This window comes from Streptomyces sp. NBC_00775 (genome assembly GCF_036347135.1).
Classification (GTDB): Bacteria; Actinomycetota; Actinomycetes; order Streptomycetales; family Streptomycetaceae; genus Streptomyces; species Streptomyces lutosisoli.
Genome location: NZ_CP108938.1, coordinates 3,532,222 through 3,556,295 on the forward strand (window position 1 = coordinate 3,532,222; position 24,074 = coordinate 3,556,295).

Below are 24,074 nucleotides of genomic sequence, written 5' to 3' on the forward strand. Positions count from 1 at the left end.
CGCGCTGTACGGCAGATCGCCGGCCGATCCGGTCATGGCGCCTCCAACAGGTCCCCGGTACCGGGCAGCGGCCGGCCCGGATCGTCGTAGAGCAGGGCGATTCCATCGGCCCAGAACGCCTCCGTCCGGCCCTCGTGCAGCCCCGCCCTCAACGCGTGGACGAGCTCGGGAAGCCGCACCACGTTGCCCGGGCCCGCCACGGTGTCGCCCACCTGCCGGTGGAACTCCCCGCACACAGCCTCGGGCCGGCCGTGCCAACGCCGCCACAGGGCGACGCCGTAGCCGCCGTGCACGATCCGCACGAGCGCCATCGGGTCGTCCTCGAAGCGGTCGTCGCCATGGCGGCAGAGCACCGGGACCGTCTTGTAGGGCAGTCCCCGCAGCACCTCCACGAGCGGGACCGGTATCCGCAATCCGTCGTCGCAGTCCAGGACTTCGGCCTTGGCCTCGTGCTCGTGAATCCACTTCCAGCGGGCCACCCGCTCCTGGGACTCCGCCTCGGCCGGGGGCCGCTCCGCGCCGAACGGCCAGAACTCGTCCTGCTCGAAGGGCTGTTCACGGCCGGCGAAGCGCACATAGACGGGGCGCTGCACGCCGATCGGAGGCTCGCCCGGGCCCAACCGCCAGTCGTCCACCGCCAGTCCGAGCAGCGGATGGAGCAGCGCGACCTGGAGGGCGGCGGGCCGTCCTGGCTGATCGCAACGGCGGAACGCCTCCGCCAGGGGGGCGGCCAGCGGGCCGGGCAGCTCGGCCAGAGGCGTGCGCTCGGCCTCGTGGAGGCGTTCGACATCTCCGTCGGGCCGTACCACGCAGACCCGCCAGTCGCAGCGGTCCGGCTCCCAGCCCCGCTGGGCGAGTTCGATCAAGGCGGACGGGCCGGGCCCGCGGTCGGGGCCGTGCGCCTGCCGGAGCCTCATACGCACCAGGGAACTCAGGGTCGCCACCGAGACCTGTCCGGAACCTGACGGGGTGACCGGTGTTCCCGTCGGCGACCCGGCCGGCGCGGCCGGGGCCGACGGCGCCCCGGAGGCTGTCACCGCAGCGGGGTCCGGCCCGTCCTCCCCCGGAGCTTCCACGGGCGGGGTGCCGGGGTCCTGCCGCCGCCGGAGCAGGTCCGTCCACTGCTGCGCGAAGCGGCCGCGGTGGGTGGGGTCGATGCCCTCCGCCGCGTTCCGCACCCACTGCCACAACGCCTGCTCGGCACCCCGGGTACCCGGGGTGCCGAAGGGGCGGTCGGCGGACAGGACCAGCATCGTGTAGGCGAGGACGAGGTCCAGCATGGCGCCGTGGTGCGAGCTCTCGTACAGCGCGCCCAGACCGTCACGCCAGCCGCGCGGCGCGGGATGCCGGATCGCGGCCGGGCCGCCGAGGAGCAGTTCGAGGATGTCGAGCAGAACGCGCGTGCTGACAGGTGGCGGAAGGTCGGCGAGCCTGCCGAGCAGCTGGGTCCGCTCCTCCGGACTGAGGGCGCGTCCGGGCCGCGCGCCGAGCTGACTCTGGACGTCCGTCCAGGTGCTGCGGGTGGTGTCGGGATGGCGCTGCCGGTCCCGGTGGTAGCGGTCGTGGCCGTGGAAGACGGCCTGGTAGCTGTCGTCGTGCTCGGCCCGCACCGCACTGGCCGGCACCGGCAGGGCACGTAACTGCTCCACCCCCGTGCACGTACCGCCGATCCCCCTGTCCACCTGCGATTTCAGGACGCCGACGACCTCCCCGCGTACGGGATCGACCACCGGGCCGCCCGAGACGCCGGGCGGCAGTACGTCGCCGCCCAGCCGGATCTGCTCGTCGTCCGACGAGCCGAGGGTGCCCTGGACCGTGCAGGTCCCGGTCAGCCGGCGCAGCTCGCCGCCGACCACGGACCAGCCGGAGTAGAAGACGACCGCCTCTCCGTAGTACGCCGCCGGGCGCTCGGTGACATAGGCGCAGTCGTGGACCACGGGCTCGCGCAGCCTCACGAGCGCCAGGTCGGGGGCGGGCCAGCTGCCCCGTACGGCCCGCTCGACGTGCTCCGGGAGGACGGTCGCGACCTCGGCCGCGACAGCGGATGTACCGCGGCCCTGACCCGTCTCGTAGACCACGGTCACCTCGCCCCCCTCCCCGCTCAGTGCCACATGCGCGCAGGTCAGAACCCAGTTGGGGGCGACGAAAAACCCACTCCCGAGGAACGTGCCGGGCTCGTCCAGGGCATACCCGGCCCCCGAGCGATGGATGCGTACGGTCGCCGCCCTGACGAGATCACTCAGCGCACGGTGAGCGTTCTGCGGGCCGCCCGGTGCGCCCCGGGCGTACCCCTCTGTCATGCCCCGCCCCCGACGGAGGCGTCACCGGAGCCGCCGTGCGCCGGGGCGCCGGTCTGCGCGCCGGGCGCCGGATCCGGCTGCGCGGCGCTCTCGGGAGGGTCGAGGTCCGGTGGCCCGCCGTTCCAGGTGAGCGTGACGGTGATACCGGCCTTGGCCTCACCATCGGCGAGGAGGCCGACCACCTTGCCCGCCTTGGCCGTCAGTTCGATCCCGAACTCGACACTCACCTCGTCGGGCCGCACGGCGCGCAACGGCGCGGCCAACGAGCGCGCGACACTCGTGATCACCGACTGCAGGCTCTCGACCTGCGCCTCGACCCGCTCCCCGAACCCGGTGTCCGTGAACGACAGCCCGCCGGAGCCCTCCAGCTCGTCGGCCCCCGAGATCCGCGCCCACACCGGCGTCCCGTCCGGCATCTCGATCCGTGCGATCCGGGTCACCGCGTCACCCATGACATCCCCCGTTCCCCCACGCCCCCGTGGTCCCGCCGGCCTTGCAGGCTAGCCGCAGGGGGGCGCCCACGACAGAGGACCTCCGCGCACCCCGCGCCCCCACTTATCCTTTTCCCCAGCGTTCCACTTCACTTTCACCGACGGAGCACCATCCATGTACTTCACCGACCGTGGCATCGAGGAACTGGAGAAGCGGCGCGGCGAGGAAGAGGTCACCTTCGAGTGGCTCGCCGAGCAGCTGCGTACGTTTGTCGACCTCAACCCGGACTTCGAGGTGCCGGTGGAGCGACTGGCGACGTGGCTGGCCCGCCTGGACGACGACGAGGACGACGAGGAGTAGCCCGAGCCCTTCGGGGGCGCGGGGAACTGCGCAATCTTTAGGACCAGCCCCCACCTTTTAGGGGCGCGGGGAACTGCGCAATCTTTAGGGCCGGCCCCCACCCTCCCGCAGCCAAAGAACCGGCCACGGGGTCTGGGGCGGAGCCCCAGAAGGATGGGACGGGTAGGGGCGGCGGGGGCGTCAATCGAAGGCGCGCAGCCGGTCGTACGCGACCCCGAGCGCACCGTGGATCACCAGCAGCACCCCGGCAGCGATCCACCCACCACTGCGCCGCCGCACACCCCACACGGCAAGCGGAACCCCGGCGGCCAGCTCCACCGTGGCAAGAACACCAGCCCTCGACCCACGCACCCAGACCCCCACCGCACTGCCCTCCACGACATCGAGCTCCGCACGGACGGCAGCCCGCCACCCCGTCCACTCGACCTGCTCGGCACCCGGCTGAATCCGCGCCACCTCACGAAGCCGGTCGGCGGACTCACCGGGACTGAGCCCGGCCGGAAGCATTACCCCCGCGCGCGTGAGGACAGCGATCAACCCCCGCAGCCGCGCCCGCGAGTCGGCACCGGGGTCGGCCTTCGTCAACTGCTCCAGGGACTGCATGTCGAGCACGGGATCGAGACCGAGCCGCGCGGCGAAGGTGCGCATCGCCTCGTCCTCGCCTACGGGGGTACCGTTCGCCAGCCATTCGTAGCCGACGGTGCGCCGGAACCCCGAGGCGAGAGTGAAGCCACTGCGATCGGGGTCCCACCAGAGGGCGAGTACGGGCCAGGGGGCACTGACGGCGAGGGCGCCTGCCCAGCCGGTGAGCACGCGGTCGACGGGCTCCACGCCGTGCTGCCAGGGCTTGCCCTCGGGAACCAGCACGCTCCACTCGGGACCGGCCCCGGCGAGCAGCATCCGCTCGCGCAGCAGCTGGGCGGCGGGACCGACGGACTCGGGGTGCGCCCGGCACAGGAGCAGGGCGCCGGGGGCCTTGGCCGGGAGGTCGTCGGAGGGCTCGCCCGAGGCAGTCGACATAGTCACACTTTAGGACGATTTGCCCACTGCAATCCCCCCATGATCCCCAGAACGGGTGTCTTGACTTTCCGCATCCGCGATATATCGTGATTGATGGAAGACGCGATATGGCGCGTCGAGTTCGGGCTCACGTGGGGGTCCGGCCCGGTCGAGGAGGTCTGCACCATGTCCGAGTGGTCCGTCGCAGAGCCGAAAAAGCTCACCTTCGACGACCCCGTGACGGCGCTGCACGTACGTGTCGTCAATGGAACTGTGAACATCGTGGGCACCGACGAAGGTTCCGCCCGGCTGGAAGTGTCCGATCTGGAGGGCCCGCCGCTCCAGGTGACCCAGAAGGACGGCACCCTCACGGTGGCGTATGAGGACCTGCCCTGGAAGGGCTTCCTCAAGTGGCTCGACCGCAAGGGCTGGCGCCGTTCCGCGGTGGTCTCCCTGGCCGTTCCCACCGGCACCCGGGTCGAGGTCGGCGTGGTCGGCGCCGCCGCCGTGGTCTCCGGGATGGACGCACGCGTGGACGTCAAGGGCGTCACCGGCGACACGACACTCGTCCGCGTCGCCGGTCCCGTACAGGTGAACACGGTGTCCGGGAACGTGGAGGCCCAGGCCGTCACCGGCGACCTCCGCTTCAACTCCGTCTCCGGCGACCTGACCGTCGTCGAGGGCTCGGGCTCCTCCGTGCGGGCCGAGTCGGTGACCGGCTCGATGATCGTGGACCTGGACACCACGGGCATCCCGACCGACGTCCAGCTGTCGAACGTCTCGGGCGAGATCGCCATCCGCCTCCCCCACCCGGCGGACGCGGAGGTGGAGGCGAACACCGCGAGCGGCACCGTCTCCAGCGCCTTCGAGGACCTCCGGATCAGCGGGCAGTGGGGCGCCAAGAAGATCACCGGCCGACTGGGCGCGGGCAACGGCAAGTTGAAGGCGATGACCGCCTCCGGCTCCATCGCCCTCCTCCGCAGGCCACCGGCGGAGGACGAGCCGTACGACGAAGACCCCGAACCGCAGGAAGCCGCCGCGACCGACAGCCCGCGCGACGAACCAACGGCCGAATCGACCGACAACTCGACCGCCGACTCGACCGAGGCCGCCACCGAGGGCGCGACCGACAGGAAGGTTCTCTGAGATGCCCCCCGTCTTCGCTCATGGACGCCTGCGTCTCTACCTCCTCAAGCTGCTGGACGAGGCGCCGCGCCACGGGTACGAGGTGATCCGGCTCCTGGAGGAGCGCTTCCAGGGTCTGTACGCGCCCTCGGCGGGCACGGTCTACCCCCGGCTGGCCAAGCTGGAGGCCGAGGGACTCGTCACGCACACCACCGAGGGCGGCCGCAAGGTGTACGCGATCACGGACGCGGGCCGCGCCGAACTGGCCGACCGCAGCGGCGAACTGGCCGATCTGGAGCTGGAGATCCGCGAATCCGTGTCGGAGCTCGCCGCCGAGATCCGCGCCGACGTACGGGGCGCGGCGGGCGACCTGCGCCGCGAGATGCGCGCCGCGGCCACGGAGGCCCGGCGGGGCTCGAAGGGCGGTGCCGGGGCGAAGGAACACGAAGCCGCCCCGGGCGAGTTCGGCGGCTTCGAGGACTATCGCGACAAGGAGTCGTGGCGGGCGGCGAAGGAGGAGATGCGGCGCGTCCGGCAGGAGTGGAAGGAACAGGCCCGCCGCGCGAAGGACGAGAGCCGCCGCGCCCGCGACGAGGCCCAGCGCGCCCGCCGCCAGGCCAAGGAGGCGCAGGAGAAGGCCCGCGCCCAGGCCCAGGAGGAAATGCAGCGCATGGCCAAGCGGGTCCAGGACCAGGTCCAGGACCACTTCGCCCGAGGCGACTGGCCGACGGGCGTGCGCGAGGGACTGACCGAACTGGCCAAGGAATTCGGCGACTTCGGAAAGAACTTCGGAAAGGACCTGGGCAAGGACTTCGGCAAGGACTTCGGCTTCGGCCGCACCGCCACGGCAGCCGGTTCGGCCACGGACCCGGAGTACACGGTCACCCCCGAGGACTTCCCCGCCGACTACGAACCCTCCTGGGCCCACGAGGACTCCACCGGCAACCCCGCCCGCGACCTCGACCGCCTCCTGGACCGCTTCCGCGACGACATCCGCGACGCGGCCCGCGACCACGGCGTAACGGAAGACCAACTACGCGAAACCCGCCGCCACTTGTCGACAGCGGCGGCACACATCGGCGCGGCACTGCGCAGCGGCTCCGCCCGGGACTGAGTTCGCCCCCGGGGGTGGTTCGTCGACCGCAGGCCGGTGAGGGCTGGTCGCGCAGTTCCCCGCGCCCCTTAAGGAGCGCGGGGAACTGCGCGAGCAACCCCCACCCACCCGCACCCGACACACAACCGAACGGGGTCTGGGGCGGAGCCCCAGAAGGATGGGACGGGTAGGGGCGGCGGGGGCGAGAACCCTGGGCCGCACCCACCCTGAAACTCACCCCGCCTTGGCCACACCCCCGTCGCCGTACAACACCCGCGTCACCGCCGCATACGTAACCCCGTGATCGGCAAGCACCTCGGCCACAACACCACCCCGCACGGTGAGCGCCATCAACAGATGCTCATCCCCGATGAACCGATCCCGGTGCGCGAGGGCGACCCGAAGGCCCTGCGTCAGCACATCCTTGGCCCCCGGCGCAAAGGGCCGACGCCGAGACCACCGACCACCCCCTCTCCTTCCGCCCGACTCCAACGCCCCCTCCCCGTGCGTCTCCTCAACCCGGGAGACGATCTCCGCCAGATCGATACCGAGCCCGGAGAGGGCGTCCACATCGGCACGAGAGAGCCCACCCCGACGCCGCGCCTCGGCAAGGTCCCGCTCCACCGAGTCCCGACGACCGGCCGCCCCGAGCGAGGCCAGGACGGACGAACCCCGGCTGCCCTCCCGATCAAAGAGGGCGAGCAGCAGATGTTCCTCCCCGACGGTCTCGGCCCCCGCCCGCTCGGAGTGTCCGACCGCACCCTCGACCACAGCCCGCGCATCCTTCGTGAACCGCTCGAACATCACTGCCTCCCGTACTTCTTGTGCACGGCCTGCCTGCTCACTCCGAGTTCCGCGGCGATCTCCTGCCACGACCAGCCCTGATTGCGTGCACTGCGCACCTGCACCGCTTCCAACTGCTCCAGCAGCCTCCGCAGCGCGGAGACGGCCCGCAGCCCGACCCGCGGATCGCGATCACCCGCGCGCTCGGCCAGATCCGTCGCTTCGGTCATGCTGTCAACTTACATTGACACCTCGCCCACGTCAACCAAAGTTGACACCCGCGCCGGCGCAGAACCAAGAACGGCGGGCCCGGAACCCCGAGCCCGCCGCACCGAAAGACGAGTAAGTGAAAGACGAGCAGGTGAGAGACGAGTATCTGAGCGACAACGACAACCGTCAGCCGACAGTAAGCACGATCTTCCCGAACTGATCGCCCGTCTCCAGCCGTTCGAACCCTTCACGGGCCCGGTCGAGCGGAAGCACCTCGTCGATGACGGGTCGTACACCCGTGGCGGCACAGAAGGACAGCAGGTCCTCCAACTCGTCCTTGGTGCCCATCGTGGAGCCGACGATCTTGAGTTCGAGGAAGAAGACACGGGTCAGCTCGGCATGGGACGGCCGGTCACCGCTGGTCGCACCCGAGATGACCAGCGTGCCGCCGGGCCGCAGGGACTTGATGGAGTGCGACCAGGTGGCGGCACCCACCGTCTCGATGACGGCGTCGACCCGCTGCGGGAGCCGCGCGCCCGACTCGAACGCTTCCACGGCCCCCAGCTCGACGGCCCTCTTCCGCTTGGCCTCGTCGCGACTGGTGGCGAACATCCGCAGCCCGGCGGCCTTCCCGAGCGCGATCGCGGCGGTGGCCACGCCGCCTCCCGCACCCTGCACGAGAACGGAGTCGCCAGGCCGTACCCCCGCGTTGGTGAACAGCATGCGGTACGCCGTCAGCCAGGCGGTGGGCAGACAGGCGGCCTCTTCGAAGGACAGCTCCTTCGGCTTCGGGAGCACATTCCACGTCGGTACGGAGACCTGCTCGGCGAAGGTGCCCTGGTAGCGCTCGGTGAGGATGGACCGGGGTTCCTTGGGGCCGACCCCGTGGCCGGTCTGTCCGATGACGGAGTGCAGGACGACCTCGTTGCCGTCCTCGTCGATTCCGGCGGCGTCGCAGCCGAGGATCATCGGCAGCTTGTCCTCGGCCAGGCCGACTCCGCGCAGCGACCACAGGTCATGATGGTTGAGCGAGGCGGCCCGTACCTTGACGGTCGTCCAGCCCGGCCTCTTCTCCGGGGCCGGACGCTCCCCCAACTCCAGGCCGTTCAGCGGCTGGTCACGGTCGATTCGGGCGGCATAGGCAGCGAACATGATCCCGACGATAAACTCCGCCCCCGCCCGACGGAACCAGGTCGCCCTGTGACACACGTCCCGCCCCTGGGGGCTACGCCCCCAGACCCCCCAAAGACGGGGATGGTTCGTCGTCTGCGGGCCGGTGGGGATTGCTCGCGCAGTTCCCCGCGCCCCTAAACAACCGCCGGCCCGCCCCAGACGCCCTAAGGGGCGCGGGGAACTGCGCAATCTTTTGCACCAGCCCCCACCCACCCGCACCCGACACACAACCCCACGGGGTCGAAGGGGCAGAGCCCCTGGGGATGGGACGGGTAGGGGCGGCGGGGGCGAAAAACCACCCACCCGGACGCCCCCGAAAAGCAAAAAATGGCCCCGCCGGGAGCGATCCCGGCGGGGCCACAAGAGACACCGCGTCAGCGTCGGGCGACACCCTCGGCCCGAGCAGCCGCAGCCACCGCCGCAGTAACCGCCGGCGCCACCCGCTCATCGAACGGCGAAGGAATCACATAGTCCGCGGCAAGGTCGTCCCCGACCACCGCGGCCAACGCCTCAGCCGCCGCGATCTTCATCCCCTCAGTGATCCGAGAGGCCCGAACCTGCAGCGCCCCCGCGAAGATCCCGGGGAACGCCAGCACGTTGTTGATCTGGTTCGGGAAGTCCGACCGCCCGGTCGCGACGACAGCCGCGTACTTGTGGGCGACGTCGGGATGCACCTCGGGATTCGGGTTGGCCATCGCGAAGACGAAGGCACCCTCCGCCATGGAAGCCACCGCCGGCTCCGGCACCGTACCGCCGGAGACCCCGATGAAGACGTCGGCGCCGGCGAGGGCCGACTCCAGCGAGCCCGAGAGCCCCGCCTTGTTGGTGATCTCGGCCAGCTCCCGCTTGACGTCCGTCAGGTCGTCCCGGTCCTTGGACACGATGCCCTTGCGGTCCGCGACGGCGACATCCCCGAGCCCCGCCTCCAGCAGGAACTTGGCGATGGCGACGCCGGCCGCACCCGCGCCGGAGATGACCGCGCGCAGGTCGCCCAGCGACCGCCCGGTCAGCTTCGCGGCGTTCCGCAGGGCCGCCAGCGTGACGACCGCGGTCCCGTGCTGGTCGTCGTGGAAGACGGGAATGTCCAGGCGCTCCTGGAGCTTCCGCTCGATCTCGAAGCACCGCGGTGCCGAGATGTCCTCCAGGTTCACGCCCCCGAACGAGGGCGCCAGCCGGACCACGGTCTCGACGATCTCGTCGACGCCCGTGCAGGCGAGCGCGATCGGCACCGCGTCGACTCCGCCGAACTGCTTGAACAGGATGGCCTTGCCTTCCATGACCGGAAGGGAGGCCTCGGGACCGATGTCCCCCAGGCCGAGAACAGCCGTTCCGTCCGTGACCACAGCCACGACGGACGACTTCCACGTGTAGTCGTGGACGAGCTCCGGCTGCTCGGCGATCGCGCTGCACACCTTCGCGACGCCGGGCGTGTACGCCAGGGACAGGTCGTCCTTGTCGCGGACGGGCACGGTGGCCTGCACGGCCATCTTGCCGCCGCGGTGCAGCGCGAATGCCGGATCGAAGGAATCGAGGGGCTCGGCCCCGCCTTCCTGATCCGTACTGCTGTCGCTGCGAGGATTGACGATCTCCGCTGCCACTTTGTTTTACCCCTTAAGTCTTTAATGTTTGAGGGTGACCACTCCTGGTTGAGGGGTGGGCGGGCACCGCGCAAGCCCAGCCGCCGTGGTTGCGTACGGGCGTTTGCGCGACGGGCGCGCCGCACACGCGCCCTGAGCCCCGGATGAGGGGTGTAAAGAACCTTCTTACCGGACGGATGGTGCCGACGACGAGTCCATAACGCCAAGGTCACACGCCGGTGACATGACTCATAGCCGAATATGTGGACAAGTCCATGACTTGCCCACATGTCGCCGCAGGTGCGGAGTAGCGGCCGCTCGCATCCTGAGATGCGCCGAAGATCTTCCGGCCGGAAAGAAGGATTCCCGCATAAGGTCCGGCCTTGATGTACCGGCTGGTAGCGGTTCGGGGGTCACCCGTTATCCGATTTTGACATAGCGAGTCCCCTGAATGCCTTGGTCCGAATGGCAAGATGCCGTCATCACACAAGGTCGCGACACCCGAAGGTGTGTGTTCTCGTCGACCTATCGGCTACTCCCTCATCCGCCGGAGGAACCCCAAATGACCGCAGGCACCACCCGTCGTACGACCGCCATGCGCTCCCGGACAGCAGCGGTCGGCGCGATCGCGGTCGCGGGCGCCCTGATCCTCACCGGCTGCGGTGACCAGACGAACAGCGGAGGCAGCAGCTCCACCGAGTCCTCCAACGCCAACAGCGCTCCCCTCTTCTCCAAGCTTCCGAAGAAGATCCAGGACGCGGGCGTCATCAAGGTCGGCACGAACGCCGAGTACGCCCCGATGGAGTCGACCGAGGGCGGCAAGATCGTCGGCGTCGACCCGGACCTGGCCGACGCGCTCAGCAAGCAGCTCGGCGTGAAGTTCCAGTTCACCTCCGGCTCCTTCGACGGTCTGATCACCGCCGTGAACTCGGGCCGCTACGACATCGCGATGTCGTCCATCACGGACAACAAGCAGCGCCAGGAGGGCCTGGACGACAAGGGCAAGAAGCTCGGCGAGGGCGTCGACTTCGTCGACTACTTCACCGCCGGTACTGCCATCTACGTCAAGAAGGGCAACCCGGAGAAGATCACGGGCATCGAGGACCTGTGCGGCAAGACCGCTGCCGTGCAGCGGGGCACCACCTACGAGCAGGCGCTCAAGGACCAGTCCAAGAAGTGCACGAGCGCCGGCAAGAAGGCCATCGACATCGAGTCGTTCGACAACGACACCGAGGCCCAGACCCGCGTGAAGTCGGGCGGCGCGGTGGCCGGCATCAACGACTACCCGGTCGCCCTGGACCTGGCCCGCAAGGCCGATGGCGGCAACGCCTACGAGGTGATCAACAAGCAGTACGACGCCGGCCCGTTCGGCATCATCCTCGACAAGCAGAACACCGAGCTGCGTGACGTGCTGAAGGAAGCCGTCGACGCGATCATCAAGGACGGTTCGTACCAGAAGGTCCTTGAGAAGTGGGGCGCGCAGTCCGGCGCGATCGAGCAGTCCGCGATCAACGGCGGCAAGTGAGCCGGCGCACCACTGAAGGGCAGTCACGTGACTGACAATCTCGACAAGTCCCCCGAGGACACCCCGCCTCCGGGAGGCCCGGTCTCCAAGACCTCGGCGTCCGGAACCAACCCGGAGGCCATCAAGGCGATCCCGGTGCCGCACTACGGCCGGTGGGCCAGCGGCATCATCGTCGTCGCGCTCCTCGTCGCGCTCATCTACGCCTTCTCGCAGGGCGACATCCAGTGGCACACGGTCGGCGACCAGCTCTTCGAGTCCAGTGTCGTCAAGGGCGCGGGCCGTACCCTGCTGATCAGCGTGCTCGCCATGATCGTGGGCGTGGTGCTGGGCATCCTCCTCGCGGTGATGCGCCTCTCGAAGAACCCGGTGACCAGCACCGTCGCCTGGCTCTACATCTGGTTCTTCCGCGGCACCCCGGTCTACGTCCAGCTGCTGCTCTGGTTCAACCTGGCGCTGATCTTCCCCGTCCTCAATCTCGGTCCGATCTACAAGAACGAGATGACGGACGTCATGACCCCGTTCATGTGCGCCCTCCTGGGCCTCGGCCTGAACGAGGCCGCGTACATGGCGGAGATCTGCCGCGCCGGCCTGCTGGCCGTCGACGAGGGCCAGACGGAGGCGGCGCACGCCCTGGGCATGAGCCACACCAAGACGCTGCGCCGGATCGTGATCCCGCAGGCGATGCGGGTGATCGTGCCGCCGACCGGCAACGAGTTCATCAACATGCTGAAGACCTCGTCGCTGGTGTACGCGGTCACGTACAACGAGCTGCTGCGCTCCACGTCGGCCATCGGTTCCACGTCGTACGCTGTGATGGAGATGCTCTTCGTCGCCTCGATCTGGTACCTGGCCATGACCAGCGTGTTCAGCGTCTTCCAGTACTACCTGGAGCGCTACTACGCGAAGGGTTCCAGCCGCAGCCTGCCGCCGACCGTCTTCCAGAAGATCAGGGCCAACCTGTTCTCGAAGGGCAGCCCGAGGGGAGCCGTGTGATGACCGCGATGGTGAAGTCCGAGGGCGTCCACAAGTCCTTCGGCAGCGTCGAGGTCCTCAAGGGCATCGACCTTCAGGTGAACACCGGCGAGGTGTTCTGCCTCATCGGCCCGTCCGGCTCCGGCAAGTCGACCTTCCTGCGGTGCATCAACCACCTGGAGAAGATCAACGCCGGTCGCCTGTACGTCGACGGTGAGCTGGTCGGCTACCGCCAGAAGGGCGACAAGCTGTACGAGCTCAAGGACAGCGAGGTCGCACTGAAGCGCCGGGACATCGGCATGGTCTTCCAGCGCTTCAACCTGTTCCCGCACATGACGGCGCTGGACAACGTCATGGAGGCGCCGGTCCAGGTCAAGGGCGTCAGCAAGTCCCAGGCGCGGGAGCGCGCGGGCCAGCTGCTGGAGCGCGTGGGCCTGGCCGACAAGGCGAAGAACTACCCCTCGCAGCTCTCCGGCGGCCAGCAGCAGCGCGTGGCCATCGCCCGTGCGCTGGCCATGGACCCGAAGCTGATGCTCTTCGACGAGCCGACCTCGGCGCTCGACCCGGAGCTGGTCGGTGACGTCCTCGACGTCATGCGCGACCTCGCCGAGTCGGGTATGACGATGATCGTCGTCACGCACGAGATGGGCTTCGCCCGCGAGGTGGGCGACTCGCTGGTCTTCATGGACGGCGGTGTGGTGGTCGAGTCCGGCAACCCGCGCGACGTCCTGACGGACCCGCAGCACGAGCGGACGCAGTCGTTCCTGTCCAAGGTGCTGTGAGCCTTCTGAGCCACTGATGAAGGGGCGGTACGGGAATCCCGTACCGCCCCTTCGTCATGTTCTCCTCGTCACGGCAGCAGCTTCGGGTTCAAGATCAGCTTGTGCAGCTGGTCCCGGGTCAGCGGCGGGGTCTTGAGCAGCGGGCCCAGCTGGCCCTTGCCCAGGAAGCCGCCGGTGTCCCGCACATGCAGCACCCTGCCGTCCGTCAGCTTCAGGACGGCGCTGAAGGTCGGGCCCCAGGTCGGATACGAGCCGGCATCCGCTTCGCCCTCCTGCCAGATGCCCAGGAGGTCGCCGTTGGACAGCTTCTGGGTGGTGCAGCCCACCCGCCCGTCCTTGGGGGCGTCCTTGCACGGGTCCTCGATGCCCTTGCCGCCCGACTTGGCCTGAGCCTCCTTGCGGGTGGCCAGAGTCACCGAGATGTATCCGACGCCGCCGTCCCGGTGGACGGCGTAGTCACCGTCGTACGGCCCGACGGGCTTGCGCAGCGGGGCCTTCGGCACCTGCTTGACCAGGCGCATCAGCGAGACCTCGCTGATCTTGCCGGTCCCGGCGGGCAGCAGCTTCCCGAACTTGCCCGCCCTGGTGGTGAAGTCCCCGGCGGTGGGCGCGCCGGCCACGCGCACCCCCTGGCCGTCGCTCAGCAGCCCCGGCCCGAGGACCAGACCCGCGGCGACGGCCGCCGCCGCGACGCCCGTGGCCGCCGCGCGCCGCCGCAGCCGTACCCGCGAGGCCTGCGCGAAGACGGCCTCGCTGCCGCGGCTCCCCGGCGCCCGCACGGTGTCCACGGCCCGCCCGAGCAGCTCCTTGACGTGTTCCGCCTCAACTTCCCGCTGATTCATGCGTATTCCTCCCGCACCGCGGCCCTCAACGCCGCGAGTCCCCTGGCCGTATGGCTCTTGACCGTGCTCTCCCGCATCCCGAGCAGCTGAGCAGTGGCGGCCACGCTCAGGTCGTCCCAGTAGCGCAGCACCAGCACGGCCCGCTGCTTGGGCGCGAGTTCCGCGAGGGCGGCCCGCACCATGAGTCCGGTGTCGCTGTCGACCGACCGCCCCGCCACGTCCGGCACTTCGCCGTACGCCTGTTCGCGCCGCCAGAACCGGCGGCGGGCGGAGATGAAGGTGTTGACCAGCGTTTTGCGCGCGTAGGCCTCGAGGTTGTCGAGGCGTCCGTGCCGGCGCGCGCCGAGGACGACCTTCACCAGGGTCGTCTGAACGAGATCCTCCGCCTCGTCGCGGTTGCCGCACAGCAGATAGGCACTGCGGAACAGCGCCGTGCGTCTGCCCTCCACGAAGGCGTGCAGAGCGGCTTCCTCGCCGCGCGTCATCCCGCCCCCTTCCCCGGCCCCCGGTCGCGGGCCGTCTCACCCTTCCAGTGCGGCGGGATGCCCGGGGGGTTGCAGAAGAGGCGGTACGGAATTTCCGTACCGCCTCCGAAAACGCGTACCCCCGTGGCTACTTGACCGCGAGCACCAGCGCGTCCGAGGGCGAGCGCCACACCGGACGGGCCTCCCCGAAGCCCTTCTCGCGCAGGACGCGCGCGTGCCAGTCGGCGGACGGCATGTCACCGTCGGCGTGCTCGCCGTAGATCTCGAAACGGCGGGCGGTGGGCGCGGCGAGGACGGGGTCCTTCGCGGCCACCTCCCACCATTCGGCCCAGTCGAGGGCGCCGTCCGACTTGGCCTGATCCATGCGGGCGTGGCGCTGGGCGCGGTCGGCCGCGTTGATCCTGGGCGTCGACTCGTCGATCATGTGGTCGGCGTTCATGAAGACACCGCCGTCGCGGACGAGTTCCGCGACCTGACCGTAGAGGGCCGCGAGGGGTTCGCTGTGCAGCCAGTGCAGGGCCGTGGCGGTCAGGACGGCGTCGTACGAGTCGTACGGCAGCAGCGTGGTCCACTGCGGGTCCTTGAGGTCGGCCGTGACGAAGGAGACCCGGTCGTCGCCCTCGAAGGTGCCCTCGGCGATGGTGAGCAGCGCGGGGTCGAGGTCGACGCCGGTGCTGACGGCCTTCGGGAAGCGGGCGAGCAGCCGGGCCGTGATGGTGCCGGTGCCGCAGGCGAGGTCGAGGACGCGCGGCTCGGGCCCGACCAGGGCCTCGACCATGTCGAGCATCACCCGGAAACGCTCCTCGCGGTCCGGCATGTACCACTCCTGCTGCCGGTCCCAGCTCTCCTGCCAGGCGGGCCAGTCGGGTGCGGTCGTGGTGCTCGTTCCGGTCGTCGTGGTCATGGAAGCCCCTTCTTCGCCACGCCTCGTAATACCCTGGAAGCACGATCATCTGTTACCTGACCGCAGTCACGACGATAGAGCGCCCTCGTAAGGACTACAAGTGGAACTGGCCTATTACTCGGATTACGCCGTCCGTCTCGTCAACAGCGAGGAGCCGGCCCGGGGCAAGGACTCACTGACCTCGGTCGAGGCCGTCCGCGACCTCTTCGGTGGCAACGCCCAGGCGGCCCGCCGCGCCACGGACGCGGACGTCACCCGCTTCCGTTCCGTACGAGCCCGGCTGCGGGCGGTCTTCGAGTCGGCGGACGGCGGCGACGAGACCCTCGCCGTGGACCTGCTGAACTCACTCCTGCTGGAGTTCCCGGTGAGCCCGCAGATCTCCGGGCACGACCACCGGGACGACGACGGGCGCCCCCTGTGGCACATGCACCTGGCGGACCATCCGTCGAACGTGACGGCGGGCTACGCCGCGACCGCCGCGATGGGCCTCGCCTTCCACCTCACCGAGTACGGCGTCGACCGGCTGGGCCTGTGCCAGGCAGCGCCCTGCCGCAACGCCTACCTGGACACCTCGACGAACCGTTCCCGGCGCTACTGCTCGGACCGCTGCGCGACCCGCGCCAACGTGGCGGCCTACCGCGCCCGCAAGCGCTTGGAGGCGGACCGGTCGGACAGCACGGGCCTGGCGGCCCCGAACACCCACCGCACGACGGCGGCCGGCGACCGCTGACCGTCCTTCAGGGGCCGGTACCGCAGCCGCACCTTCCCCAGGACGAGCTCCTCGGGCACGGTTCCGTAGTCAGTGCTGTCGCCCCCGGCGAACGCGTTGTCCCCGAGCACCCACCACCCCCCGTCCCGCCGCTCGGCGACCCGCTTCACGACCAGCAGATCCTGCTGGAACGGATGACGCAGAACGACCACGTCCCCGGCCCGGACCCGCGCCCCCCACTGCACGACGAGCCGATCCCCGTGCTGGAGCGTGGGCACCATGGACGGTCCCGTCACCTCGGCCGCCCCAAACGGCAAGACGGCCCTCCCACGCTCGGTCTCCTGCGACAGCTCCGGCATCACCGGCACCTCCCCGGTCCTATCCTCCACGAGTCCCAGTTTCACCCTGGACTTTTGTCCTAAGCCCATGGGGGCACTCGCGAAAAGACGTCTCCTACGGAGTAATGTCCCACCTGAGAAGACGATCACGAGGAAGGACAGCTCAATGCTCTCCCGCCTGTTTGCCCCCAAGGTCAAGGTCAGCGCACACTGCGACCTGCCCTGCGGTGTGTACGACCCGGCCCAGGCCCGCATCGAGGCGGAGTCGGTGAAGGCCGTCCAGGAAAAGATGGCCGGCAACGACGACCCGCACTTCCAGGCTCGCGCCACGGTCATCAAGGAGCAGCGCGCCGAGCTCGCCAAGCACCACGTCTCGGTGCTCTGGAGCGACTACTTCAAGCCCCCGCACTTCGAGAAGTACCCGGAGCTGCACCAGCTGGTCAACGACGCCCTGAAGGCCCTCTCGGCCGCCAAGGCGTCCACGGACCCGGCGACGGGCCAGAAGGCGCTGGACTACATCGCCCAGATCGACAAGATCTTCTGGGAGACCAAGAAGGCCTGATCTTCGATCATGCCGCTTGACCTGCGATTTTTTCGGTCGCCTGGTCTACCTGCCCGCACCCGGTCCGCAGGCCGCCGAACTCGGCGTCCATGACGGTCCGGGTGCGGTCTTGTTTGCCAGATGTATCCGTTTGGGCAGTAGGAGCGGGGTGGCGAGCAGGAGAACGCCGGACATGGTGATCGCGGCGAGCGGGCTGGTGAGTGTGGCGAGAATGCCCCAGATCACCATCAGGGCGGCTTGCAGGAGTTTGCTGATGGCACTCCAGGTACTGAGGACTCGGGCGGTGTGATCCGCGGGAGTCCGTCGCAGGCGTTCTGTCGCGTAGATCGGGTTGAAGACGCCCATGCTGGTGATCAGCAGGCCCTCGACGATGATCACGGTGAGGAGTCCGGGGATACCCGGACGGACGAACGCGAGGCCGAGCGGGAAGAGCGATCGCAGCCAGCCGGAGACGATCATGACCCGGTGCCGGCCGTAGCGGGTCACGAGGCGCGCGGAGAGGCGGGCGCCCACGAAGCCGCCGAGTGCCGGAATGCCGAAGGCAAGACCGTACTGCCAGGCCGGGAAGTGGTACTGGCCCAGCAGGAGGACGGACAGCAGCGGGGCGGTAGCCATGATGAGGCCGCTGACCAGGATCGAGTTGAGGAACAGGCGCCTCAGCGCGCGGTCGCGGAGGATGAACCGCCAGCCGCCGAGAAGGTCGGCCCCGCGCAACCTGGTGGCCCGGTCGCGGGGTGCCGCGACATCGCCCCCGCGGATGCGGAGGACCCCGAGCGCGGACAGCAGGTAGCTGAGGGCGTCGGCCATGACCGTGACGACCGGGCCGAGCAACCCGATGAGTGCACCGCCGAGGGGCGGGCCCGCCGCGGTCGCCACCCAGCTCGTGCCCTCGAATCTCCCGTTCGCCACAAGGAGGTGGTCGCTGCGGACGAGATACTTCAGATACGCGCCGGACGCGGCACTGAAGGCGATGCCCGCGGTCCCGGAGATGACCGAGACGACCAGCAGTTGGCCGTAGGAGAGCAAGCCGAGGACGTACGCGATCGGGACACTCGCCATCGCGGCGAACCGGATCAGGTCCATCGCGATCATCACCGGACGCTTGGCCCGGTGCTCGACCCACGGCCCGAGCGAGAACGCGACCATCGCCGCGACGGCGAGCCCGGCCGCCTCCAGGAGCGACACGGCGAACGCCGGCGAGTGCAGCACTCGAACGGCGATCAGCGGGAACGCGCCGAAGGCGATCCATGTGCCATAGGTACTGACGGCGTAGGCCGACCACAGCCAACCGAAACCGTGCCCCAACCGCGCACGCATGCGACTCCCTCGCGACAACCGATGTTCGGGTCTCCGCATCACACCGCCCGCACCGGCGCGGGATCAAACAACCGGCTCCCGGGCGAGCCACAACCATCAGTTGGGCACGTTTACGCTGGATCAATGGATACCGAGGCGGTGCGATCGTTCGTCCGCGCGGCCGAGCTCGGACAGTTGCAGCACGCGGCCGACGAGCTCGGCGTCACGCAACAGGCCGTGTCGAAGCGGATCGCGGCCCTTGAGCGCGAACTCGACGTCCGGTTGTTCACCCGCACCGCCCGAGGGGTCGAGCTGACACTCGACGGCCAGGCCTTCCTCCCGCACGCCCGGAGCATCGTCACGGGTGTCGATCGCGCCGTCACCGCGATCAGACCGGGCTCGCGGGCCCTTCGGATCGACGTTCTCGGCCTGCGATCCGCGCAGGCCGTCGTCCTGCACGACTATTGGCGGTCGCATCCCGAAACCGACCTCGACGTGGTGACCCTCAGGGTCAACGACCCGCGCCTGGCAGTCGCCGCCGTCCAGGCAGGCGATATCGACGCCTCGTTCCGCTCGGTCACCGACCCGGCCGCACTGCCGCGCGACGTGCGGATGATCCACGCGTTCCACTCCCCGCTGGAACTCCTCGTCGGCCCGAGGCACCCGCTCGCCTCCGCACGGACACTGACACCGTCCCAGCTGCGCCGGCACCGGATCTGGGTGCCGGGTATCGCGCCGCGAAGCGAATGGGCGGAGTTCTACGATCAGCTCGCCACCGACTTCGACCTCCGCATCGACGCCGCGGGCCCGAACTTCGGCAACGAGGTACTCCTCGACATCCTCGCGGACTCGGCGGACGTGGCAACCTTCGTAGGCTCGCGCGACCGGTACATCTGGCCGACGAACCACGACCTGCGCCGCATCCCGATCGTGAATCCGACGCTCGCGTACCCGCTCTCGCTCATCCTCCCCCGGGCGAACCCACACCCAGGACTCCGGGCGATCATCGACCACTTCGGAAGCCTGGCACCGCTCCCCGAAGCAGCGTGGCTCCCCTCCTGGGCAACGACACCGCGCCGCGGCGGCGGAACCGTCGAACCCACCCGACGCTGACGGCCGCATCCAGCGGAGCGAGCACCGGTGCGCTGGTGTGCGGGACGCCTGTCAGTGGCCCGTGCCATTCTTGTGTCGTGACCCTGGAGGACCTGGTCCGGCTGCGCCGGGCCCGCGACCGTATGGACCGTGAGTACGCGGAGCCGCTGGACATGGCCACGCTCGCGCGCAGCGCGCTGATGTCGCCGGGCCACTTCCAGCGGAGTTTCCGCGCGGCCTTCGGCGAGACGCCGTACACCTATCTCATGACCCGCAGGATCGAGCGCGCCAAGGCCCTGCTGCGCCGCGGCGACATGACGGTCACGGAGGTGTGCTTCGCCGTGGGGTGTACGTCACTCGGCTCCTTCAGCTCCCGCTTCACGGAACTGGTCGGCGAGACCCCGAGCGCGTACCGGGCCCGCCCGCACGACCACGGCGCCCCCATCCCGTCCTGCATCGCCCGGCATCTGACGCGCCCGGCCCGCCACCGCAACCCGGAAGCGGAGCCGGGGACGCGCCTCTAGGGTGAGCACCATGGACGTGAAACTCTCCCAGTGCTTCATCGCCGTCGACGACCATGACAAAGCGCTCGCGTTCTACCAGGACGTGCTGGGCCTGGAGGTCCGCAACGACGTCGGGTTCGAGGGGATGCGCTGGGTCACGGTCGGCTCGCCGCTCCAGCCGGACGTGGAGATCGTCCTGGAGCCCCCGGGGGCGAACCCGGACGCCTCCCCCGCGGACAGGCAGGCCATGGCCGAGCTGCTGGCCAAGGGCATGCTGCGCGGCGTCATCTTCTCCACCGCCGACTGCGACGCCCTCTTCGAACGCGTCCGCGCCTCCGGCGCCGAAGTCCTCCAGGAACCCATGGACCAGCCCTACGGCGTCCGCGACTGCGCCTTCCGCGACCCGGCGGGCAACATGCTGCGCTTCAACCAGCCCTCCGGCGGCTGATCGTCCCGCCGACGGCATCCGCCTCCCCCGGTGCGCCGGAACTACCATCGGCTGATCACCACCACCGGGAGCCACCCATGCCGTCCGCACGCCCTCGCATCCTCTACGTCAGTGACCTGGCCTATCCGGCCAAGGGCCGCCGGTACTGCGACGAGGACATCTTCCTCACCTCACGGCTGCGCGAGGAGTTCGACGTCGCCGTGTGCCATCCGCTGGACGCGGCCGCGCTGATGGACGGCTTCGACGTGGTGGTCGTACGCAACAGCGGGCCGGTGCTGAACTACCAGGCGGAGTACGACGCGTTCCGCGAGCGCGCGGTCGCGGCCGGTGTGCGCGTGTACAACCAGCTGTCGGGCAAGGGCGACATGGCGGGGAAGCACTACCTGCTGGAGCTGACTGCTGCCGGGTACCCGGTCATTCCCACGGTCGACCGCGCGGAGGACCTGGGGCTGCTGCCCGAGGCGGACCAGTACGTGGTGAAGCCGAAGCTGGGGGCGGACTCGATCGGCCTGGAGTTCGTGCCCCGCGCGCGGCTCACCGAGCTGGCGTACGGCGATGTCCTGGTCCAGCCGCGCATCGACTTCCGCTACGAGGTGTCCTTCTACTTCGTCGACCACACCTTCCAGTACGCCCTGTACGCGCCCCGCCCGGACGAGCGGTGGGCCCTGGAGCCGTACGACCCGACCGACGAGGACCTGGAGTTCGCGCGGCGGTTCGTCGACTGGAACGACATCGCGTACGGGATCCAGCGCGTGGACGCCTGCCGGGCGCCCGGCGGTGAGCTGCTCCTCGTAGAGCTGGAGGACCTCAACCCGTATCTGTCCCTGGACGTCCTCTCCCCCGGCGCGCGGGACGCCTTTGTCGCGAGCGTGAAAACCTCGTTGCGCGGGCTGATCGGGCAGGAGACGGTACGAGCCGTACCGACCGTCTGACTGGGAGCGCCCCCGATGACCGCTGAACCGATCCGGTGGACCTACGCCTTCATCGACCGCCCCATGAAGGAGTTCGGCCCGGCCACCGACTTCTGGACCGCGGTCACGGGGACACGGCTGTCCGAACCCCGCGGCGACCAGGGCGAGTTCGTGACCCTGCTGCACGACGGCGCCGACGCGTGCGTGAAGGCGCAGGGCGTCGGGGCCGGCGACGGCGGCGCGCATCTCGACCTCGCCGTCGAGGACGTACCGGCGCTGGTGGAGTCGGCGCTGCGGCTGGGCGCCGAGGTCGTCGCCGACCACGAGGGGTGGGCCGTACTGCGGTCCCCCGGCGGTCAGTTGTTCTGCGCGGTGCCCTGGCACGGGGAGTCGACGCGGCCGCCCGTCGTCGAGGGACCGAGCGGCGCTGCCAGCCGGCTCGACCAGGTGAGCATCGACCTGGCACCGTCCGTGTACGACACCGAGATCACCTTCTGGAGCGAGCTCACCGGCTGGGCGTCCCACCCCGGCGCGCTCCCGGAGTTCCACCTCGTCAAGCCCCCCGCCGCACTCCCCTTCCGCATCCTCCTGCAACGCCTCGACACCGACCGACCCACCTCAGCGCACCTCGACATCGCCTGCTCGGACATCGAGGCGGTTCGGGCCCAGCACGAACGTCTGGGCGCCACCCTTGTCACCCACGGCGCCCGCTGGGCCGTGATGCGGGACCCGTCCGGCGGCACATACTGCCTGACGCCACGTGATCCCGGGACGGGCAGCCTCCGCTAGGGCCTGCCCGGCGGATCAGGTCTAGGGCCGGTGGCGAATGAAGCAGAGACCGTCCTCCCCCTTCTTGATGCTCGGGCAGGAGGACGGCAGGTCGTCCAAGCGCAGGAGCGGGGCCGGGGACTCCTGGTTCTTCTCCCAGCCGCCCGGCCGCTCCGGCTCGGCCGCGTCCTGGAGCCAGAGGGTGAGGCCACCGCCCACGACCACGGTCACCATCCACACCGCCAGCACCCAGCGCCATAACCGGCGCCGTCCCCCCGCCGCCGTCACTCCGACGTCACCCCGCCCTGGTCCCAGTTCTCCACATCCACGACCGCGTCCACCGGAATCGGCCCGTAGATGTGCGGGAACTCCTCGCCCCCGGGCTTCATCGCCTCGAACCGCACCGGCACCCCGAGCCGTTCGGCGTCGATGACGAGGACCACCAGGTCGTCGGGGTCGGTGGAGGAGCCGTACAAGAAGGCGGCCACGCCCGCGAGTTGGTGACGCAGGGAGCAGTGGATGAAGCCCTCCTCCTGGAGGGTGCGGCCACGGGTGGACATCTCGTAGGTGCCGGACGCACGGGCCGCGTCCCAGAGGGAGCGTTCGGTGAGGTGCAGCAGAGGTTCGGACATAGCGCGAACGCTACGGCTTCAGGCGTGCGGCCCGCGCGTGCAAATAGCGTTGTTCGGGGAGGCTGAGCGTCTTGCGGGCCGCCGACTCGTAGGCCGCCCGGGCCGCCGCCGTGTCTCCGGCGCGTTCCAGCAGGTGCCCGCGGACCGCGTCCAGTCGGTGTCCGGCCGCCGGCTCGTCCTCCAGCGGGCCGAGTTCGGCCAGCCCGGCCCGCGGCCCGTGCACCATGGCCACCGCCACCGTCCGGTTGAGGCGTTCGACGGGGCCCGGGACCAGGCGGACCAGCACGTCGTACAGGCCGAGGATCTCGCGCCAGTCGGTCTCCGCCGCCGAGGGCGCCTCGTCGTGCACGGCGGCGATGGCGGCACGCAGCTGGTAGGGGCCCGCCCGCCCCCGCGACAGCGCCGCCGTCACCAGCGCCACGCCCTCCTCGACCGCCGCCTTGTCCCACAGGCCGCGGTCCTGCTCGTCGAGCGGCACGAGCTCGCCGTGCGGGCCGGTCCGCGCGGCGCGCCGGGCGTCGGTCAGCAGCATCAGCGCGAGCAGGCCCGTCACTTCGAGGTCCTCGGGCAGCAGCCGGTGGACCATACGGGTCAGCCGGATCGCCTCCCCCGCGAGTTCGGCCCGTTGGAGCGCGGCCCCGGACGTGGCCGTATAGCCCTCGTTGAAGATCAGGTACAGGGTGTGGAGGACGGCGGGCAGCCGCTCCTCCCAGTGGTCCGGGCGCCCGAAGGACACCCCTTTGACGCGCTGCTTGGCCCGGCTGATTCTCTGGGCCATCGTCGCCTCGGGCACGAGATACGCCCGCGCGATCTCCGCGGTGGTCAGACCGCCGACGGCCCGCAGGGTGAGCGCGATCTGCGCGGGCGGGGTCAGCTCCGGACGGCAGCAGAGGAAGAGAAGGGACAGCGTGTCGTCCTCCGACGGCGCACGGTCCGCCCCCGGCGGCGGCGCCGTGAAGGCGTCCCGGGGCGTGAGCGCCGCCACCCGCTCCTCCCGCAGCCGCCGCGCCTCCTCCGCCCGCAGACAGTCCACGAGCCGCCGCGAGGCGACCTTGATCAGCCAGCCGCGCGGATTGTCGGGCACGCCCTTGCGGGGCCACTGCCCGGCCGCCGCGAGCAGCGCCTCCTGTACGGCGTCCTCGGCGGCGTCGAAGTGCCCGTACCGGCGTACGAGCGCGCCGAGGACCTGCGGCGCGTGCAGGCGCAGCAGGTCCTCGACCTCGCTCGTGGCCCTCATACCGCTACCACTCGGA

At 70.0% G+C, this 24,074-nt stretch carries 28 protein-coding genes; 13 read left to right on the top strand and 15 right to left on the bottom strand.

Translation table 11 applies throughout. The annotated features are described in order from the left end of the window. Positions 1-32 precede the first annotated feature (32 nt). Positions 33-2,300, bottom strand: a complete 2,268-nt coding sequence (locus OIC96_RS15590) for a VMAP-C domain-containing protein (RefSeq protein ID WP_330307249.1) — start codon at positions 2,298-2,300, stop codon at positions 33-35. Next, entirely contained in the window at positions 2,297-2,752 is a 456-nt protein-coding gene (locus OIC96_RS15595; RefSeq protein WP_330307248.1) for a CU044_2847 family protein, read from the bottom strand. The genes OIC96_RS15590 and OIC96_RS15595 overlap by 4 nt, the downstream gene beginning before the upstream one ends. Before the next feature lie 154 nt (positions 2,753-2,906). On the opposite strand from OIC96_RS15595, the gene OIC96_RS15600 reads away from it, so the two are divergent. Then, entirely contained in the window at positions 2,907-3,092 is a 186-nt protein-coding gene (locus tag OIC96_RS15600; protein ID WP_030207192.1) for a DUF6104 family protein, read from the top strand. 180 nt (positions 3,093-3,272) lie between these two features. Here the strand turns inward: OIC96_RS15600 and OIC96_RS15605 are convergent, their stop codons facing one another. Further along, positions 3,273-4,112 (bottom strand): hypothetical protein, encoded by an 840-nt coding sequence (locus OIC96_RS15605; RefSeq protein WP_330307247.1) that lies wholly within the window; start codon positions 4,110-4,112, stop codon positions 3,273-3,275. Positions 4,113-4,277: 165 nt separating this feature from the next. Here OIC96_RS15605 and OIC96_RS15610 point away from each other — a divergent pair, with 165 nt between their 5' ends. After that, positions 4,278-5,237, top strand: coding sequence for a DUF4097 family beta strand repeat-containing protein (locus tag OIC96_RS15610; protein WP_330310286.1), 960 nt, complete (start codon positions 4,278-4,280; stop codon positions 5,235-5,237). Between the two features lies 1 nt (position 5,238). Beyond that, on the top strand, positions 5,239-6,330 hold the full coding sequence (locus OIC96_RS15615) for a PadR family transcriptional regulator (RefSeq protein ID WP_330307246.1): 1,092 nt from the start codon (positions 5,239-5,241) through the stop codon (positions 6,328-6,330). A 213-nt stretch (positions 6,331-6,543) separates the two neighbouring features. Here OIC96_RS15615 and OIC96_RS15620 read toward each other — a convergent pair whose 3' ends face one another. The 4 genes from OIC96_RS15620 to OIC96_RS15635 form a co-directional block, all read right to left on the bottom strand. Beyond that, entirely contained in the window at positions 6,544-7,113 is a 570-nt protein-coding gene (locus OIC96_RS15620) for a Clp protease N-terminal domain-containing protein (RefSeq protein ID WP_330307245.1), read from the bottom strand. Next, a complete protein-coding gene (locus tag OIC96_RS15625) occupies positions 7,113-7,322 on the bottom strand; it encodes a helix-turn-helix domain-containing protein (protein ID WP_121405930.1) in 210 nt (69 codons plus the stop codon). The genes OIC96_RS15620 and OIC96_RS15625 overlap by 1 nt, the downstream gene beginning before the upstream one ends. A 166-nt stretch (positions 7,323-7,488) precedes the next feature. After that, entirely contained in the window at positions 7,489-8,454 is a 966-nt protein-coding gene (locus OIC96_RS15630) for a zinc-binding dehydrogenase (RefSeq protein ID WP_330307244.1), read from the bottom strand. Between the two features lie 395 nt (positions 8,455-8,849). Continuing rightward, positions 8,850-10,073, bottom strand: coding sequence for an NAD(P)-dependent malic enzyme (locus OIC96_RS15635; protein ID WP_330307243.1), 1,224 nt, complete (start codon positions 10,071-10,073; stop codon positions 8,850-8,852). Between the two features lie 541 nt (positions 10,074-10,614). On the opposite strand from OIC96_RS15635, the gene OIC96_RS15640 reads away from it, so the two are divergent. Genes OIC96_RS15640 through OIC96_RS15650 form a run of 3 tightly spaced genes read left to right on the top strand, consistent with a single transcriptional unit; the run spans position 10,615 to position 13,331 of the window. Continuing rightward, entirely contained in the window at positions 10,615-11,577 is a 963-nt protein-coding gene (locus OIC96_RS15640) for an ABC transporter substrate-binding protein (protein ID WP_330307242.1), read from the top strand. A gap of 27 nt (positions 11,578-11,604) precedes the next feature. Next, positions 11,605-12,570 carry an amino acid ABC transporter permease gene (locus OIC96_RS15645; protein WP_330307241.1) on the top strand — a complete coding sequence of 322 codons (966 nt, stop codon included), beginning with the start codon at positions 11,605-11,607 and terminating at the stop codon, positions 12,568-12,570. Continuing rightward, positions 12,570-13,331 carry an amino acid ABC transporter ATP-binding protein gene (locus tag OIC96_RS15650; protein ID WP_330307240.1) on the top strand — a complete coding sequence of 254 codons (762 nt, stop codon included), beginning with the start codon at positions 12,570-12,572 and terminating at the stop codon, positions 13,329-13,331. The genes OIC96_RS15645 and OIC96_RS15650 overlap by 1 nt, the downstream gene beginning before the upstream one ends. A gap of 68 nt (positions 13,332-13,399) precedes the next feature. On the opposite strand, the gene OIC96_RS15655 is transcribed toward OIC96_RS15650, so the two are convergent. From OIC96_RS15655 to OIC96_RS15665, 3 genes are all read right to left on the bottom strand, one after another. Beyond that, positions 13,400-14,173 (bottom strand): hypothetical protein, encoded by a 774-nt coding sequence (locus tag OIC96_RS15655; RefSeq protein WP_330307239.1) that lies wholly within the window; start codon positions 14,171-14,173, stop codon positions 13,400-13,402. Continuing rightward, positions 14,170-14,658 carry a sigma-70 family RNA polymerase sigma factor gene (locus tag OIC96_RS15660; RefSeq protein ID WP_327431647.1) on the bottom strand — a complete coding sequence of 163 codons (489 nt, stop codon included), beginning with the start codon at positions 14,656-14,658 and terminating at the stop codon, positions 14,170-14,172. Before OIC96_RS15660 ends, OIC96_RS15655 begins: the two co-directional genes overlap by 4 nt. A gap of 127 nt (positions 14,659-14,785) precedes the next feature. Next, entirely contained in the window at positions 14,786-15,562 is a 777-nt protein-coding gene (locus tag OIC96_RS15665; protein WP_330307238.1) for a class I SAM-dependent methyltransferase, read from the bottom strand. A 100-nt stretch (positions 15,563-15,662) separates the two neighbouring features. Here OIC96_RS15665 and OIC96_RS15670 point away from each other — a divergent pair, with 100 nt between their 5' ends. After that, positions 15,663-16,292: a CGNR zinc finger domain-containing protein gene (locus OIC96_RS15670; RefSeq protein WP_330307237.1), complete on the top strand. Its 630-nt coding sequence runs from the start codon at positions 15,663-15,665 to the stop codon at positions 16,290-16,292. Here the strand turns inward: OIC96_RS15670 and sodX are convergent. Next, positions 16,196-16,630 (bottom strand): nickel-type superoxide dismutase maturation protease, encoded by a 435-nt coding sequence (sodX, locus tag OIC96_RS15675; RefSeq protein WP_330310285.1) that lies wholly within the window; start codon positions 16,628-16,630, stop codon positions 16,196-16,198. The genes OIC96_RS15670 and sodX overlap by 97 nt on opposite strands. Positions 16,631-16,775: 145 nt before the next feature. On the opposite strand from sodX, the gene sodN reads away from it, so the two are divergent. Then, a complete protein-coding gene (gene sodN / locus OIC96_RS15680) occupies positions 16,776-17,171 on the top strand; it encodes a superoxide dismutase, Ni (RefSeq protein WP_023546844.1) in 396 nt (131 codons plus the stop codon). 45 nt (positions 17,172-17,216) lie between these two features. On the opposite strand, the gene OIC96_RS15685 is transcribed toward sodN, so the two are convergent. Beyond that, the gene (locus tag OIC96_RS15685) at positions 17,217-18,488 is read right to left on the bottom strand and encodes an MFS transporter (RefSeq protein ID WP_330307236.1); all 1,272 of its coding nucleotides are present in this window, start codon (positions 18,486-18,488) and stop codon (positions 17,217-17,219) included. Positions 18,489-18,611: 123 nt separating this feature from the next. Here OIC96_RS15685 and OIC96_RS15690 point away from each other — a divergent pair, with 123 nt between their 5' ends. The 5 genes from OIC96_RS15690 to OIC96_RS15710 all read left to right on the top strand — a co-directional run bounded on the left by OIC96_RS15690 (position 18,612) and on the right by OIC96_RS15710 (position 22,210). Beyond that, the gene (locus tag OIC96_RS15690) at positions 18,612-19,580 is read left to right on the top strand and encodes a LysR family transcriptional regulator (RefSeq protein ID WP_330307235.1); all 969 of its coding nucleotides are present in this window, start codon (positions 18,612-18,614) and stop codon (positions 19,578-19,580) included. 77 nt (positions 19,581-19,657) lie between these two features. Next, entirely contained in the window at positions 19,658-20,083 is a 426-nt protein-coding gene (locus OIC96_RS15695; protein ID WP_330307234.1) for a helix-turn-helix transcriptional regulator, read from the top strand. 10 nt (positions 20,084-20,093) lie between these two features. Beyond that, positions 20,094-20,510: a VOC family protein gene (locus OIC96_RS15700; protein WP_327431641.1), complete on the top strand. Its 417-nt coding sequence runs from the start codon at positions 20,094-20,096 to the stop codon at positions 20,508-20,510. A 77-nt stretch (positions 20,511-20,587) separates the two neighbouring features. Beyond that, positions 20,588-21,442: a hypothetical protein gene (locus OIC96_RS15705; protein ID WP_330307233.1), complete on the top strand. Its 855-nt coding sequence runs from the start codon at positions 20,588-20,590 to the stop codon at positions 21,440-21,442. Positions 21,443-21,457: 15 nt separating this feature from the next. Then, positions 21,458-22,210, top strand: a complete 753-nt coding sequence (locus OIC96_RS15710; RefSeq protein WP_330307232.1) for a VOC family protein — start codon at positions 21,458-21,460, stop codon at positions 22,208-22,210. Positions 22,211-22,231: 21 nt separating this feature from the next. Here the strand turns inward: OIC96_RS15710 and OIC96_RS15715 are convergent, their stop codons facing one another. From OIC96_RS15715 to OIC96_RS15725, 3 genes are read right to left on the bottom strand one after another with little or no spacing between them, the layout of a single operon-like run. Further along, a complete protein-coding gene (locus OIC96_RS15715; RefSeq protein WP_330307231.1) occupies positions 22,232-22,477 on the bottom strand; it encodes a hypothetical protein in 246 nt (81 codons plus the stop codon). Beyond that, positions 22,474-22,821, bottom strand: a complete 348-nt coding sequence (locus tag OIC96_RS15720; RefSeq protein ID WP_330307230.1) for a DUF952 domain-containing protein — start codon at positions 22,819-22,821, stop codon at positions 22,474-22,476. Before OIC96_RS15720 ends, OIC96_RS15715 begins: the two co-directional genes overlap by 4 nt. Before the next feature lie 10 nt (positions 22,822-22,831). After that, complete coding sequence (locus OIC96_RS15725) at positions 22,832-24,058, bottom strand: RNA polymerase sigma factor (protein WP_330307229.1); 1,227 nt, start codon at positions 24,056-24,058, stop codon at positions 22,832-22,834. Positions 24,059-24,074 lie beyond the last annotated feature (16 nt).